The organism is Rhodococcus sp. SMB37, from assembly GCF_004345605.1.
Taxonomy (GTDB): domain Bacteria; phylum Actinomycetota; class Actinomycetes; order Mycobacteriales; family Mycobacteriaceae; genus Rhodococcus.
In genome coordinates this window covers 256,900-270,692 of the sequence record NZ_SLVY01000005.1, presented here as the reverse complement: position 1 = coordinate 270,692, position 13,793 = coordinate 256,900, and the positions used below count along the sequence as shown (strand labels likewise).

Below are 13,793 nucleotides of genomic sequence, written 5' to 3'. Positions count from 1 at the left end.
CCACTGGATGAGGGAGGACAGAATGACTCGAATCGCCCGGCAGGACACTGCGGCTTCGCCTCGCGAGGTCTGGAACGTGCTTTCCGACGGATGGCGCTATGCGGCGTGGGTGGTCGGCGCTTCGCGCATCCGCCGGGTGGACGCCGCATGGCCGGACGTGGGAAGCAGGATCTGCCACTCCGTGGGGATGTGGCCTGTATTGTTCGACGATTACACGGAGGTGCTCGGGCGAACCTCCGAACGGGAGCTGGTCCTCGGCGCAAGGGTACGGCCTTTCGGTCGGGCGGGTATCCGGTTGACGATCGATCAGACCGAGACCGGCTCGCACATCACGATGTCCGAACACATCACGGGCGGCGTAGGATGCGTGCTCCCGGAAGTCGTACAGGGCGAGCTGGTTCGTCCGCGCAACCAGGAGTGCTTACGCCGATTAGCGATGATCGCGGAACGTGGAACACACGGGGAGGCCGGTGAATGAGTTCCGAAACCGGGCAATCCGCTGCCGCGGGACTGGGCACCGTGGATGCGGTCGTGGTCGGCGCGGGACCGAACGGGCTGGCTGCGGCCGCAGCCCTGGCCGACGAGGGATGGGATGTCGTGGTTCTCGAGGAGCAGCAGACTCCCGGCGGAGCTGTCCGCAGCGCTGAGTTGTATCCGGGGTTCACGGCCGATCTGTTCAGTGCCTTTCATCCTCTCGCGGCCGCGTCACCCGCTTTTCGTGCTCTCGATCTCGAATCCCATGGCCTGCGCTGGAGTCGGTCTGCTGCGGCGTTCGGCCATCCGCTGGGGCCGGAGGACGACGATGCCGTGGTGGTGTGGCCGGACCCTGCCGACACGGCTGCCGATCTCGAACGCCGCTGTGCCGGCGACGGGAAGTCCTGGCTGGCCTTGGTCGAGCAGTGGGAGCAGATTCGTGAGCCGTTTCTTCGGCTGCTTCTTCGCCCGTTTCCTCCCGTCAGTGGGGCGGCCTCATTGGTCCGGGTCTTGGGAAGCGGAGAGGCGCTGCGCTTCGCGAGGATGCTCACCCTGCCGGTACTGCGCATGTCCGAGGAATTCTTCGGTGGGTCGTCGGCGCGTCTGCTGATGCTCGGAAACGCCATGCATGCGGATGTGCCGCCGAACGCACCGGGAAGCGGAGTGATGGGGTATGTCCTGACGATGCTCGCGCAGGATGTCGGATTTCCGGCTCCCACGGGAGGTGCAGGTGAGCTGACCGACGCGCTCGTGCGTCGCAGTGAGGCCGGAGGCGCTCGGGTGCTGTGCGGACAGAAGGTCACTCATATCGAGGTCGAGAGGGGGCGCGCCACGGCCGTTCGGACTGCCGTAGGTGAGCGGATCCGCGTCCGGCGGGCAGTGCTCGCCGACGTCTCGGCGCCTGCACTCTATGAGCAGTTGCTGCCCTACCACGCGGTGAGCGATCGGATCCGCTCGGACCTCCGCGGTTTCCAATGGGACACCCCCGTCGTGAAGGTCAACTATGCACTCGACCGACCGATACCCTGGCGATCACCGTCATTGAGCGGGGCCGGGACGGTGCACGTCGGTGCTGATACGGGAGCGATGGTGCGATGGGCGGCAGATCTCGAGACCGGTGTGGTGCCCGAGTCGCCGTTCATGCTGGTGGGACAGATGACCGCCACCGATCCGTCCCGTTCCCCCGCCGGTACGGAAAGCTGCTGGGCCTATACCCACCTGCCCCGGGGAACCACCGACGACGACTCGGCAGACCAACTCGCCGAGCGTGTGGACACACAGCTCGAGGCGTATGCGCCGGGATTCGGGAAATCGATCCTCGGCCGCACGGTGCAGCGACCACACGACCTGCAGGCCGCCGACGCCAATCTGGTCGGTGGCGCTGTGAACGGGGGTACCGCGCAAATCCAGCAGCAGCTGTTCTTCCGGCCTCTTCCTGGATTCGGCGGTCCGCGCACGCCGATCGACGGTCTGTTTCTCGCAAGTGCCGGAGCCCACCCGGGAGGTGGCGTGCACGGAATGTGTGGGTGGAATGCCGCGCGGGCCGCGCTCGGGGACGAGAAACCGTCCGGGACGCTGCGACGTGGCTTGCACGGCCTGACGCGGCGGATCTTGACGTAGTCGTGACCCACGAATTCCGACATCGCTGTGGCATTCGGTTTGATCTCCACGGCTCGGGGTAATCCTCCTGCACCCCAACGATCCGAGGTGATGACGCCGTGACAGCTCCGCCGATGCTTGTCAGTACGAAGAAGGCCCGCGTGTGGCGAATGCCCGGGGTCTACCGGCCGCAGGAGGACTCGTTCCTGCTCGCGCAGGCGTTACGAGAGGCCGGTGGATCCCGTGATGCTCGGGTGCTCGATTTCTGCACCGGCACAGGGTTTCTTGCTGTCACCGCCGCCCAACTCGGAGCTGGGTCGGTGACAGCGGTCGATATCGCGACGCGCGCCGTACTGACTGCCCGGTTCAATGCCCGCACACGGGGATTGCCCGTGCGCGTGCTGCGTGGTGGTTTGGACGTTGCCACCCGTACCGGGCCTTTCGACGTGGTGCTGTCCAACCCGCCTTACGTACCGCACGAAGGTGGCCCGGCCGATCCGAGATGGGACGCCGGGCCGGATGGCCGGTGCGTTCTCGATCCGTTGTGCGACGAGATGTCGAACCTTTTGTCGGTCAACGGTTTTGCCCTGGTTGTTCACTCCGGCTTCAATGGAGTCGATGCAACCCTCGACCGGCTGCGCCGTGGAGGGTTGAAAGCAGCAGTCGTTGCTCGGCAGAAGATCCCGTTGGGCCCTGTGCTTCAGAGCAGGGTTCGATATCTCCGGCACGCGCAGTTGGCGGGCCAGGATGCGACGAACGAGGAAGTGGTGGTGATCCGTGCAGACAGAACCCGGCCCAGTGACAACGTCGACTGTGCCCCCCGCGAGGGATGCCGGTAGTCGTGAGATACGTGAGGTGCGGCTGGTGAAGGGCGGCCCGGCCCTCGTCGAAGGGCCTGTGCGTATCGTGGCGGAAGACGGCACCGAGACCGAATCCGACCGGTTCCTGGTGGCAGTGTGTCGATGCCGACGGAGCGCGTCATATCCGTTGTGCGACACCAGCCATCGCAGAACACGACCTCCTCGGCGGTGAGCACGGCCGGTCTCCCGAAGGCGTCGGGAATCTCTTCACGCCGCGAAACTATGGCGGCGACCCGCGCGGAGTGGCATGGTCGGAGATATGCCTACATCCGAAAACCCAGGCGCGAGTGTTCCCGGCGAGTACAGCGTCGACGACGAGGACCAACTGCAATCCGAGGACACGCTCATCGATCGCGGTCAGGACGACATTCTGGACGAGGGATATTCGCCACCGGAACGACCGCTCGCGATGGAACCTCACGACAGCCTCGAGTCCCGTCTCGGGGAGGAAGTGCCCGACCCTGCGCTCGACGACCCAGAGGGCCGCGAACGTGCCGACTATCCGTCTCGGGACGACGAAGCCGGCGAAGAGCGCTCCGGTCGGCTCGTGGCACCCGACGAGGGAGTCGCCGCGGACACAGAGAAGGATCTCATCGGCACCGACGTCGGTGTCGACGGTGGCGCGGCAACCGCAGAGGAAGCGGCTGTGCACCGATTCGATGAGGACGACGACTCCGCCCCTGAGGATTGAGGGGTTCCCTCCTCCCCGGTGGTGTACCAGCGAGAGGTTTCGGAGCAGTGTTCTGCAGGAGCGGCTCAGTGCCTACAACGATCTGCATCTGACGTTGAAGCACATCCATTGGAACGTCGTGGGGCCGAACTTCATAGGTGTGCACGAGATGATAGATCCGCAGGTGGAACTCGTACGTGGCTACGCCGACGAGGCGGCAGAGCGCATCGCAGCCCTGGGCGAATCCCCACTCGGGACCCCAAGTGCTATCGCGAAGTACAGGACGTGGGACGACTATTCGGTTGCCCGAGACACCGCACAGGCGCACCTTGCCGCACTCGACCTCGTGTACGACGGCCTCATCACCGACAATCGCAAGGCGATCTCGAAGGTCGGCAAGATCGACCCCATCACCGAGGACCTCCTGATCGGACAGACGGGTCAGCTGGAGAAGTTCCAGTGGTTCGTCCGTGCGCATCTCGAAAGCGCATCGGGCACTCTCGCCAACGCCGAAGCGGATACCGAGAAGGATGCCGCACGATCGGCGCGCTGATGCTGACAGGGCCAGGCAAGGAACGATGTGTGAAAGCAAGCGCGACTTCGTTGCAGCTCGGCTCGACGACGATCTACGAACCTCGAGGCAGACGTTCCCGTGGACGACGAGACCGAGGGAACCGGCAGGTATGAATGCGCACACGTGACCGCCCAACGGAACCGAGCCGAAATCGGCATGGCCGACGACGCCGAAGTCGCTGAAGCGAGTCGTCGTCACAGGAGCGAGCGGGAATGTGGGTACCGTGGTGCTCCGCCGCATGGCATCTCAGGTGACGCCCCCTGATATTGCTGCCGTCGCGCACCGGACACTTCCGGTGCGCGACGGTGCAATGGGTGTGAACGCAGGTATGGCGAAGTCACCCGAACGCCGGCGAAGTCAGCGACGACCGATCCTCCGCCCACGCGGCCAGTAGACGTTGCGCGAGCCGACCCTCCAGAAATTCGGTGGCGTCAGCGCCGAACGCGATGTCTGCAGCACACCCCGGATCCTTGGCGACCAGATCACCGACCACATCGAAGCGCAGGACCAATTCATGTACGACGTCCGCCTCGACGTGCTCCGAATAGAAGGTGATGCATGCAGGCGGGGCCTCGAGACGCTCCAGGGCAGAGACCATCCGTCGGGAGCCCGGTGTCGAGGTGACCTCGGTTGCTGCGAACATGCCGACCAGCATCGGGGTCCGTACCCTGTGCAGTCCACACAGTGACATGAAGTTCACGGTCGCGAGGGTCTCTGCAGGAACACGCTCGAGATAGCCGAGATAGTCGTCGCTCAGTCCGGCCGCAACCAGCAGGTCCGCGAACAGCCGAGAGTGTACTCGTTCGGCACGCCCGCCGCCGTACTCGTCGAACTCGACCGCGACGAGTGCGGCTTTCGAACGTCCTGTGAGTCGTGGAATTGCCCACGCGTTCGGATCGGCTTCCTTGAGGTGGTAGATGGAACGGTGCACGAAGAACTCGCGGACCTGCTCCCACGTTCCGTAGGCAGCCAACTGGTGCGAGAGACCCCATGCGTCGTGAGGCTCGTGGCACAGAGCGTCGAGGACCGCATTCGGGTCGTCACATTCCGGGACATCGTGACGCAGCGCGTGCAGGAAGAGCTGTTCCAGTTGTGCGCGCACGCCGAGTGGACCGGGCATCCATTCCCATTCGGCGTCGACGCCGTCGAATCCGCGGTAGTGCATTTCGTACAACACCGCGAGCGCGAGCTGTACGTCCTCGCCGTACGGTTCGCCGGCCGTTACGTGGATCGGCCACGGCCCGATGTCGGCGGGCGAGCGTAGCCGTGAGATGACCTCGCCGGATATCGGCCCACGCGGTCTGGGTAGAGGTGCTGAATGCACGTCACAGGTACGGATGTGTGAAGTCATGGAGCGCGAGTACCCGTTCCGGCCCGAGTCGAATCGTCGCGCGTGTGTTCCTCGTAGGTATCGAGGGTGGTGACGAGTGCGCTTCACAGGCTCTCGGCTGCCACGGCGACCACAGGGTACGCACCCGGAAACGAATGTTCTTGTCGGACTGCCTTCTTGAAGGACTCGGGGCGCAAGCGTGCATCGCCGATGCTGGGCATGCGGGCACACCGCGCGCCGGGATCGGAACGTTGCCGGAGTGATTCTGGCTGTGGCGGAGCGGAGCGTGGCCACCCCGGTGTCGACGACGTAGGTCACTGGGGTCCGCTTTCTTCGGGTGGTGGTTCGGGTGCTGTCTGAGCTGGGAATCTCCTGCCAACAGGGCCGGCGTGACGTTAATCCTCCTCAGCGGGATACGGCTGCGTTCGAAGTGTGCGGGCCAGGTGTGCGGCAGTGCGGGCAGCGGTGGCGTTGGTGGAGGCGACGGCATCGGGTATGCAGTCGAGATCGTTGTAATCACCCGGTGTCATCGCCTCGCCGTTCCAATAGGTGCAGCCCTGCGCGGGAATGGTGAATCCGCAGTCGTTGAGCGCCTGGAACAGGGAGGCAACGATGGCGTGAGCGCCGTCCTCGTCGGTTTCGGGCAGCTCAGCATCGAGTCGTTCGAGGGCGCCTTTGGCGACACTGGACATCTGGCCGAGCCAGGTCGGGTCGAGATCAGGAGGATGTCGGCGGCCCGGATGCGCTCACGGATCTGTGGCCATTGGTCGCCGCCACCCATATCGGGATTCAACTCCGGGACGGATGTCGAAGTCGACGAGGCGAATCTTGTCGCCGGTAACGTCATGGGCGCGGAGTTCGGTGAGGACCTGGTCGGCGATCAGGTCGAGTGCAGTCAAGGATGTCATGCCGGATCGGATACCCCTCATGTGCTCTTCCAATCCGTCGGCTACGCGTGTGCCTCGCCTCTGACCGGGTACGCGGCCGTACACAGCGGGAAACTCGCGGACATCGGGCCCCCGAATGCCGGACCCGGCCCGAGCGAAGGAACCGGTAATGAGACGTATTCAACTGTGACGAATACGTCCGGCAGGTTCCCGGTCCTCGCCGCGACCAAGGCTGTCAAGTAGTTGCAGCGGGTACGAGCAGGTCGTCGACGTTCGGCAGGTCCATTTGGCATATCTCGACGGCGTCCGAGTCGGGGAGTCCGAGCATGCACAGTATGTCGACGGCGAAATCGTCGGCTGCCCTATCTGCGTCCCGTTTCGGGTCGGCGTCGAGTAGCGCTGCGAGCGCGAGTGCGCCGCCACCGACGATGGACACGGCAATGCGGCTGTCGGTGTTTCGGAATCTTCCCGCGGCGATGCCGGCGTCGATGTCGCGACGTGCTCGCGGGACGAGTCCTCGGTCAGCGACTGTGATGTCCAGGCCGCGGTGGATCAGTACTCGTGTCAGAGCAGGTTCTCGGCGGCAGAGTCGTACCGTCAGCCGGAGGCTCTGCGCGAACACCACCGCGGGATCCTCATGGTCGGACAGCATGTCGAGGATCCCGCCGAAGCGTTCAAGAGCGTCGTCGACTGCTGTCTCGAACAGCTCCTCCTTGTCGGCGAAGTGGTTGTAGAAGCTTCCAAGCCCCACGTCGGCCAGTTGGGTTATCTCGAGGATCGGAACGTTGGTCCGCCGTTCGGCGAGCAGATTCTGCGCGGCGGCGATCAGTGCTGCACGGGTGCGGGCGCGGCGTTGATCGGAACGGGTCTGTGTCGGCACCACACCATCCTCTCATCTTCATTACTGACGATTTCGTCAGAAACCCTTGACTGATGCGCTGGTCACATGTGACGATTTCGTCAACCTAGGAGGTGAACGGTGTCCGAATGCAGATCACACGACGACGGCCTTGCGGTGGGCCACGACGCTCATGTCGGCATACACGGCGGCCAGGCGGGGCTTCCGGGCGAGCACCCGGGCCGGGCGCGGAACCCGGTAATCAAGGTCCGGGATCTGGCATGGCTCGAGTTCGAGAAGCCGGATTTGCATGGAGCTGAACGCTTCGCGCACGCGTTCGGGTTCGTCACGGCAGCGAAGACGGCTGGCGAGCTGCAGCTGCGGGGAACAGAGCGGGCTGCGCCGTGCGTGATCATCCGTGCCGGTGCGCGGTCGAGGTTCGTTGGATTGACGTTCCATGCTGCGGACCCGGCCGACCTGCTGCGCCTGGCCGACGCAACTGGACGCAAAGTGCTGCCCCTTCCGGAGTCCATCGGCGGCCTCGGCGTCGAACTCGTTGACCCGAGCGGGATCCCGGTCCGCGTCGTGGCCGACACACGCGAACTCGACGAGCTGCCCGTGCAGACTGCACTCACCCACAATTTCGGTGGTGAACTGCACCGCGTCAACCGCACACAGCGGCCGCTCCGCGTCCCGGCCCAGGTGCAGCGACTCGGCCACGTCGTTCTGCAGTCCACCCGCTACCGCCGAACCCTCGACTGGTACCTGGAGCATTTCGGACTGATCGTCAGCGACTTCCTCTACTTCGACGGCCAGCGTCACCGCGGACCGACGATGAGCTTCATCCGCTGTGACCGGGGATCGGAGCCCGCCGACCATCACACCCTGGCGATTACGCTCGGTCCGGCCAATCGATACGTCCACTCCGCCTATCAGGTGGTCGACTTGGACGCGATCGCCGCAGGCGGGGAGTACCTGCGTGACGAGGGGTACCGGCGCTCCTGGGGCATCGGCCGACACATTCAGGGCAGCCAGATCTTCGACTACTGGCGCGACCCCGATGGTTTCCTCGTAGAGCACTTCAGCGACGGCGACATGTTCGATTCCTCCCTCGCTCCCGGTTGGGCACCGATGACCGCCTCTGGCCTGGCCCAGTGGGGTCCGCCCGCGACCAAGGACTTCCTCGGCATCGTTCCGGGAAAAAAGTCGGTCTCCGAATTCCGATCCATGATCCATTCACTGCGCGAAGACAACGAGTGGGACCTCGAACGCCTCCGCGGACTGATGAAAGTAGCTGCAACATGAGCACTTCTGTTCTTCGCACCGCCGACGCCTGGTGGGCCCTGACGCCCGACGGGACCGCTGCCCGCGTCGAAACAGCCGCCGCCACGACCGCCGAGTTGCTCGCCGACCGCGCGGCCATCGAGACGGCCGCCGCGTCGTCCGGCGGCACTGCGGTCGCCGACCTCGATCTGCTCGCCCCCGTCACGAACCCGTGCCGTGTGGTCGCGCAGATGACGAACTTCGTCAGCCACGTCACAGAATCTGGCCTGGATCCGGAGACGATTCCGTTGACGTTCTTCCGCAAGGCGTCCGGCTCGATCAGTGGCCCCCACGACGACATCGTCCGCCCTGCGCACGTGAAGTTCCTCGACTACGAGGTGGAACTCGGACTCGTGATCGGACGCCCGCTCGATGTCGGCACCGCGATCACCTCGGACAACTGGACCGATTTCGTGGCCGGGGTGGTGATCACCAACGACGTCTCCGCGCGCGACGTCCAACTGCCCAAAACCCAGTTTTACGAAGCGAAGTCATACCCGACCTTCACCCCCACCGGACCTGTGCTGGTTCTCCTGGACGCGTCCGAGCTGGAACGATTCCGCGAGTTCCGTTTGCGGCTCAAGGTCAGCGGCGAGACCCGCCAGGACAGCGCCGGCGCCGACATGATCTACGCCCCGGCCCAGGCACTGGCGGCGCTGGCTCGTTTCCAGCGACTCGCACCGGGTGATCTCGTCCTCACCGGGACCCCGGGAGGAACCGCGCTGAAGGCGCCGCCGCGCGCGGTGGAGAAGATCGGCGCCCTGCTTCCTCCCTCGATGAAGTGGAAAGCGTTCTTCAAGTCCCAGGCGAAGAACCCTCGTTATCTCAAGGATGGGGACGTCGTCGAGATCACGATCGACACCCCCGACGGCAAGATCGACCTCGGCACCCAGCGGACCATCGTGAGGTTCACCCGATGACTGTCGACACCGAGGACACTGTCCTCTGGCCTGCGACCCTCGACCACCCCGGCGACCTTGCCGATGTCGAAACGGTGCCGTTGGGCGACCGGGGTCTACCCGAGACGACCTACGAGGCCCTCTCCCGGGCCGGCAGCCTCTGGCCCGACCAGACCGCGATTACCGTCCTTCCCGATGCCGAACGCTGGCAGTCGCCGACGCGCCGCACGTACCGCGAACTGTTGGTAAGCGTGCACCGCTACGCCAACGCACTGCATGGGCTCGGCGTCCGCCGCTCCGATGTCGTCGCGATCATGTCGCCGAACTGCGACGAGTTGATCACCGCCACCCTGGCCGCCGAGCTGGCTGGTATCGCGATGCCCGTCAACGGATCCCTGGCCGGCAACCACATCCGGCACCTGCTCGAACAGTCGGGTGCCCACGTACTGATCGCTGCCGACTCCACGCTGGACCCGGCGGGTTGGGAGCAGGTGCGGGCGCTGGCACTCGCCGGTGTACTGGACACGGTGCTGCTGGTCGCGCCGACAGGCGAGACAACCGATGCCGCAGCGGCATTGGAAGGAGCGGCCGTGCTCTCGTTCGCCGCACTCGCCGCAGAAGCCGACGGTGACCGGTTCGTCGGTGACCTGCCGGCCGCGGACAACGTGGCGGCACTGTTCCACACCGGTGGCACCACCGGCGCACCGAAGCTCGCGGCGCACACCCATCGCAACGAGATCGTCGACGCCTGGTCGATCTCCGCGGCCTCGGAACTGGGCGGGGACTCGACGATCTTCGCCGCGCTGCCACTGTTCCACGTCAACGCACTGGTGGTCACATTGCTGGCTCCGACGTTGCGCGGTCAGCATGCCGTATGGGCGGGACCGCTCGGCTACCGCGACCTCCCGTTGTACGGCTGCTTCTGGAAAGTTGTGTCGCACTATGGCATCACCACGATGAGCGCGGTGCCCACCGTCTACGCCGTCCTCGCCAACGTGCCCGTCGACGCCGACATCTCCTCGCTGCGGATGGCGGTCGTCGGTGCATCGATGCTGCCGCCCGCCGTCCGTCGTGCGTTCGAGGAGCACACCGGGATCACGTTGCTCGAGGGCTACGGCCTGACCGAGGCCACGTGCGCGAGCGCCCGCAGCTTCCTCGACCACCCACGACCCGGATCAGTCGGGCAGCGGCTGCCGTACCAACGGATCAAGGCGGTCCGCATCGACGAGGACGGCACCTGGACCGATATGCCCACCGGTGACGCCGGTGTGCTCGCAATCAGCGGCCCGACCGTCTTCCCGGGGTATGTCGTCGGCCGCGATGCAGACGGCGGACTCATTCTCGATGGGCTGGGCAAGCTGGTAGACGGATGGCTCGACACGGGCGACCTCGGCGCCGTCGACGCGGACGGGTTCGTGTACCTCACCGGCCGGGCGAAGGATCTGATCATCCGCGGCGGCCACAACATCGACCCGGCCCAGGTCGAGGACTCCCTGTTGTCCCATCCAGCCGTCACGGGTGCGGCCGCAGTCGGAATGCCCGACGTACATGCAGGTGAAGTCCCCGTCGCCTACGTCACCCTCAGCGCTCCCACCCCCGAAGCCGGCCTCGTTGCGTGGGCGAAAGAACACGTTGCCGAATCCGCCGCCGCACCCAAGTCGGTGCAGGTTGTCGACATGCTGCCTGTGACGGCGGTCGGCAAGCCGTACAAGCTGCCGTTGCGGGCCGACGCCGCCCGCCGAGCCGTCACCGCGGCCCTCGCAGAGCACGACGGCGGCACCGGCATCGTCGAGGTGACGGCCGACGCGGAGGACGGCAGTGTGACGGTCACAGTGGTCGCTGAACCCGGCACTGACGAGACCGCGCTGGCCCAGATTCTCGACGCCTTCGCACTGACATGGCGGGTGACCACCCGGTGACCGCGCGGACAGTGGTCCTCGCGGTGCTCGCGGCCTTGCCCTTCACCGTCTTCGGGCTCGACAAGATCAGGGGCCGACTCGTAATGCCGGAGACAGCCGCACACCTCGGTGTCACCGAGGCGGCCTATCGACGGATCGGCGTCTTCGAGATCCGGGGCGCGGGTGGGCGCCTCGTAGGCATGCCATTACCCGTGATCGGGGCCGCCGCAAGGGGGATGCCTTCTGGTGTTGGTTGTTTCAGGTGCGGTGCTTCACCTGAGGAGCGGCGACGGTCCGAAGGGGGGGCAGCGCCGGCGCTGGTCGCCGCCACGTTGGTCGTGCTCTACGGCGTGGTGGGGGTGAATGCATGACGACGCCGGAACCTGTTGACGTGATCGTGGTCGGGGCGGGTCCGACTGGGGTCACCGCGGCGGCACTGCTCGCCCGGTACGGCATACGTTGTCTGGTCCTCGACCGCTGGTCGGACGTCTATCCGATGCCCCGAGCGGTTCACCTCGACGACGAGGTGTATCGGATCCTCGGCCGGCTCGGCGTGGCCGACTCATTCGCCGCCGTTTCCCGACCCGCGCTCGGACTGCGGCTCCTCGACAGCGATCACCACGTCCTCGCCGAGTTCACACGTGACCGTCAAGTCGGTGTCCACGGCTACCCGCAGGCGAACATGTTCGACCAGCCGGCGTTGGAGGGGGTTCTCCGGGCACATCTCGCGACGCTGCCCACCGTCACCTTCCGCGGCGACGTGGAGGTGACTGCAGTCGACCAGGTCGCACACGACCGGGTGCGGGTCGTCTTCGAGGACCGCGAGACCGGCACCGTCGGAGTGGCCCAGGCCGCGTTCGTACTCGGGTGCGACGGCGCGAACAGTCTGGTGCGCAACAGTATCGGCGCGACCATGATCGACCTCGGTTTCGAGCAGCGCTGGCTGGTCGTCGACATCGAGACCGATCACGAACTCGGTGCCTGGGAGGGGGTGCACCAGGTGTGTGACACCCAGCGCGCGGCGACGTACATGCGCATCGGCGACCGACGGCACCGCTGGGAATTTCGTCTCCTCGACGGCGAGAGCGCTGCGGACTTCGAGACAGCCGGCGCGCTCGCACCGCTCGTTGCCCCCTGGACCGGATCCATTCCTGCCGAAGATCTGGTTCTGCACCGGATCACCGACTACACCTTCCGCGCACAGATCGCGGATCGGTGGCGGGACCGTCGGATCTTCCTCCTCGGCGACGCCGCGCACCTGACGCCGCCGTTCATCGGTCAAGGTATGGGGGTGGGCTTGCGCGACGCTCTCAACCTGTCGTGGAAGGTGGCGGGGGTGCTCGGGGGCGGTCTCGACGAGCGGTGGCTCGACACCTACGAAACCGAGCGCCGCCCACATGCGAAAGGCTTGATCGCCCTCGCGGTCTGGATGGGACGTGCGATGACGGGAGGGGGCCGGATCGGTGACATCGCCCGCGGGGTGCTTGCGCCTCGCCTGGGCCGGGTGCCCGGTCTGAGTCACCGGGTAACAGACAGCACGACACCGCCACTACGAGGACGCACTGTCGCGTTGGATCGTGGGCGCCACGGACTTGCCGGCACCCTGTGTCCCAATTTCCCGGAGCACGGGGCGGGTGCCTGCACGCGTTTCGACGACGGGCCCGCCGCAGGACGGTTCGCGCTTGTGACAGCTGCCCCTGTCAGCTGTCACACCAGGTCGCTCGTCGCTGAACGCGGCGGCGTCATCGTCGATGTCGTCCCGGGCACGCCACTGCACGGGTGGTTGAAGGTGGGCAATGTCCGCGCCGCGCTTGTCCGCCCAGACGGCACCGTGCTGGTCGCAGGACGGTCGGCGTGCGCCCTGGCGTACCGGATCCCGTCATTCCACCCCAGGCCGTTCCGCAGGGAGTACGGCGACCGCCGACGACAGCGCCTCCGGTTCGCAGGGTTCGCCTCCGAAACGATCCCGATGGGCACGAGCACGGAGGCGCCTGCTGATCGCAGCGGCCTTCCTCCTGACGATGGTGACCGTCGTGGGCGCCCGCGCGTACCTCGCGCGTGATCGGATCGTCGATTTCGCCATGCGGAAACAGCTGACCGGATCAGAGCCCGACCCGGCCTACACGGCGGACGACGGCCGCGTCCGAATCCTTACGTGCGGTACCGAAAGTCCCGAACTGAGCCAGGCCGCGCGGGCGTGCACGATGGTCGCCGCCGGTGGCCGGATGTTCCTCATCGACGTCGGCGAGGGATCCACCCGGTCATTGAACAACTCGAAGGTCGACCTCGCGCGCATCGACCACGTGTTCCTGACGCACTTTCACTCCGACCACTTCAACGGACTAGGAGCTTTCGTCAACCAGCGCTGGAACCGGGGAGCCACCACTGCTCTCGAGGTTTCCGGACCTCCCGGCGTGGAGCAGGTCGTCGACGGAATCAAC

13 protein-coding genes and 1 pseudogene are annotated in these 13,793 nt (G+C 65.9%); 11 read left to right on the top strand and 3 right to left on the bottom strand.

Annotation, left to right across the window (positions count from 1 at the left end; translation table 11 throughout):
• The first annotated feature begins 22 nt into the window (after nucleotides 1-22).
• The 6 genes from EV641_RS10865 (at nucleotide 23) to EV641_RS10840 (ending at nucleotide 4,156) form a co-directional block, all read left to right on the top strand.
• Complete coding sequence (locus tag EV641_RS10865; protein ID WP_054713282.1) at nucleotides 23-478, top strand: SRPBCC family protein; 456 nt, start codon at nucleotides 23-25, stop codon at nucleotides 476-478.
• The gene (locus tag EV641_RS10860; RefSeq protein ID WP_132471788.1) at nucleotides 475-2,094 is read left to right on the top strand and encodes an NAD(P)/FAD-dependent oxidoreductase; all 1,620 of its coding nucleotides are present in this window, start codon (nucleotides 475-477) and stop codon (nucleotides 2,092-2,094) included. Before EV641_RS10865 ends, EV641_RS10860 begins: the two co-directional genes overlap by 4 nt.
• 149 nt (nucleotides 2,095-2,243) lie before the next feature.
• Nucleotides 2,244-2,912 carry a HemK2/MTQ2 family protein methyltransferase gene (locus EV641_RS10855; protein ID WP_132471873.1) on the top strand — a complete coding sequence of 223 codons (669 nt, stop codon included), beginning with the start codon at nucleotides 2,244-2,246 and terminating at the stop codon, nucleotides 2,910-2,912.
• Nucleotides 2,887-3,105: a CDGSH iron-sulfur domain-containing protein gene (locus tag EV641_RS10850; RefSeq protein ID WP_132471787.1), complete on the top strand. Its 219-nt coding sequence runs from the start codon at nucleotides 2,887-2,889 to the stop codon at nucleotides 3,103-3,105. The genes EV641_RS10855 and EV641_RS10850 overlap by 26 nt, the downstream gene beginning before the upstream one ends.
• Before the next feature lie 87 nt (nucleotides 3,106-3,192).
• Nucleotides 3,193-3,624, top strand: a complete 432-nt coding sequence (locus tag EV641_RS10845) for a DUF5709 domain-containing protein (RefSeq protein ID WP_132471786.1) — start codon at nucleotides 3,193-3,195, stop codon at nucleotides 3,622-3,624.
• Complete coding sequence (locus EV641_RS10840; protein ID WP_241997077.1) at nucleotides 3,620-4,156, top strand: DNA starvation/stationary phase protection protein; 537 nt, start codon at nucleotides 3,620-3,622, stop codon at nucleotides 4,154-4,156. The genes EV641_RS10845 and EV641_RS10840 overlap by 5 nt, the downstream gene beginning before the upstream one ends.
• Before the next feature lie 358 nt (nucleotides 4,157-4,514).
• On the opposite strand, the gene EV641_RS10835 is transcribed toward EV641_RS10840, so the two are convergent.
• The 3 genes and pseudogenes from EV641_RS10835 to EV641_RS10820 form a co-directional block, all read right to left on the bottom strand.
• The gene (locus tag EV641_RS10835) at nucleotides 4,515-5,528 is read right to left on the bottom strand and encodes an iron-containing redox enzyme family protein (protein ID WP_132471785.1); all 1,014 of its coding nucleotides are present in this window, start codon (nucleotides 5,526-5,528) and stop codon (nucleotides 4,515-4,517) included.
• 374 nt (nucleotides 5,529-5,902) lie between these two features.
• A pseudogene (locus EV641_RS10825) lies at nucleotides 5,903-6,415 on the bottom strand (NAD(P)H-dependent oxidoreductase).
• Nucleotides 6,416-6,629: 214 nt separating this feature from the next.
• Nucleotides 6,630-7,277 carry a TetR/AcrR family transcriptional regulator gene (locus EV641_RS10820; protein WP_054716466.1) on the bottom strand — a complete coding sequence of 216 codons (648 nt, stop codon included), beginning with the start codon at nucleotides 7,275-7,277 and terminating at the stop codon, nucleotides 6,630-6,632.
• Between the two features lie 132 nt (nucleotides 7,278-7,409).
• Between EV641_RS10820 and EV641_RS10815 the strand changes: the two genes are divergently transcribed.
• From EV641_RS10815 to EV641_RS10795, 5 genes are read left to right on the top strand one after another with little or no spacing between them, the layout of a single operon-like run.
• Nucleotides 7,410-8,537, top strand: a complete 1,128-nt coding sequence (locus tag EV641_RS10815) for a VOC family protein (RefSeq protein WP_132471872.1) — start codon at nucleotides 7,410-7,412, stop codon at nucleotides 8,535-8,537.
• Nucleotides 8,534-9,475: a fumarylacetoacetate hydrolase family protein gene (locus EV641_RS10810; RefSeq protein ID WP_132471784.1), complete on the top strand. Its 942-nt coding sequence runs from the start codon at nucleotides 8,534-8,536 to the stop codon at nucleotides 9,473-9,475. Before EV641_RS10815 ends, EV641_RS10810 begins: the two co-directional genes overlap by 4 nt.
• Entirely contained in the window at nucleotides 9,472-11,373 is a 1,902-nt protein-coding gene (locus tag EV641_RS10805) for an acyl-CoA synthetase (RefSeq protein WP_054713365.1), read from the top strand. Before EV641_RS10810 ends, EV641_RS10805 begins: the two co-directional genes overlap by 4 nt.
• Nucleotides 11,370-11,723, top strand: coding sequence for an invasion protein (locus EV641_RS10800; protein WP_132471783.1), 354 nt, complete (start codon nucleotides 11,370-11,372; stop codon nucleotides 11,721-11,723). Before EV641_RS10805 ends, EV641_RS10800 begins: the two co-directional genes overlap by 4 nt.
• A complete protein-coding gene (locus EV641_RS10795; protein WP_132471782.1) occupies nucleotides 11,720-13,414 on the top strand; it encodes a bifunctional 3-(3-hydroxy-phenyl)propionate/3-hydroxycinnamic acid hydroxylase in 1,695 nt (564 codons plus the stop codon). Before EV641_RS10800 ends, EV641_RS10795 begins: the two co-directional genes overlap by 4 nt.
• Nucleotides 13,415-13,793 lie beyond the last annotated feature (379 nt).

Excerpts from the sequence above, each read along its gene's own strand:
- EV641_RS10865 (WP_054713282.1), top strand. The coding sequence starts at position 23 with ATGACTCGAATCGCCCGGCAGGACACTGCGGCTTCGCCTCGCGAGGTC.
- EV641_RS10860 (WP_132471788.1), top strand. The coding sequence starts at position 475 with ATGAGTTCCGAAACCGGGCAATCCGCTGCCGCGGGACTGGGCACCGTG.
- EV641_RS10855 (WP_132471873.1), top strand. The coding sequence starts at position 2,244 with ATGCCCGGGGTCTACCGGCCGCAGGAGGACTCGTTCCTGCTCGCGCAG.
- EV641_RS10845 (WP_132471786.1), top strand. The coding sequence starts at position 3,193 with ATGCCTACATCCGAAAACCCAGGCGCGAGTGTTCCCGGCGAGTACAGC.
- EV641_RS10835 (WP_132471785.1), bottom strand. The coding sequence starts at position 5,528 with ATGACTTCACACATCCGTACCTGTGACGTGCATTCAGCACCTCTACCC.
- EV641_RS10810 (WP_132471784.1), top strand. The coding sequence starts at position 8,534 with ATGAGCACTTCTGTTCTTCGCACCGCCGACGCCTGGTGGGCCCTGACG.
- EV641_RS10805 (WP_054713365.1), top strand. The coding sequence starts at position 9,472 with ATGACTGTCGACACCGAGGACACTGTCCTCTGGCCTGCGACCCTCGAC.
- EV641_RS10795 (WP_132471782.1), top strand. The coding sequence starts at position 11,720 with ATGACGACGCCGGAACCTGTTGACGTGATCGTGGTCGGGGCGGGTCCG.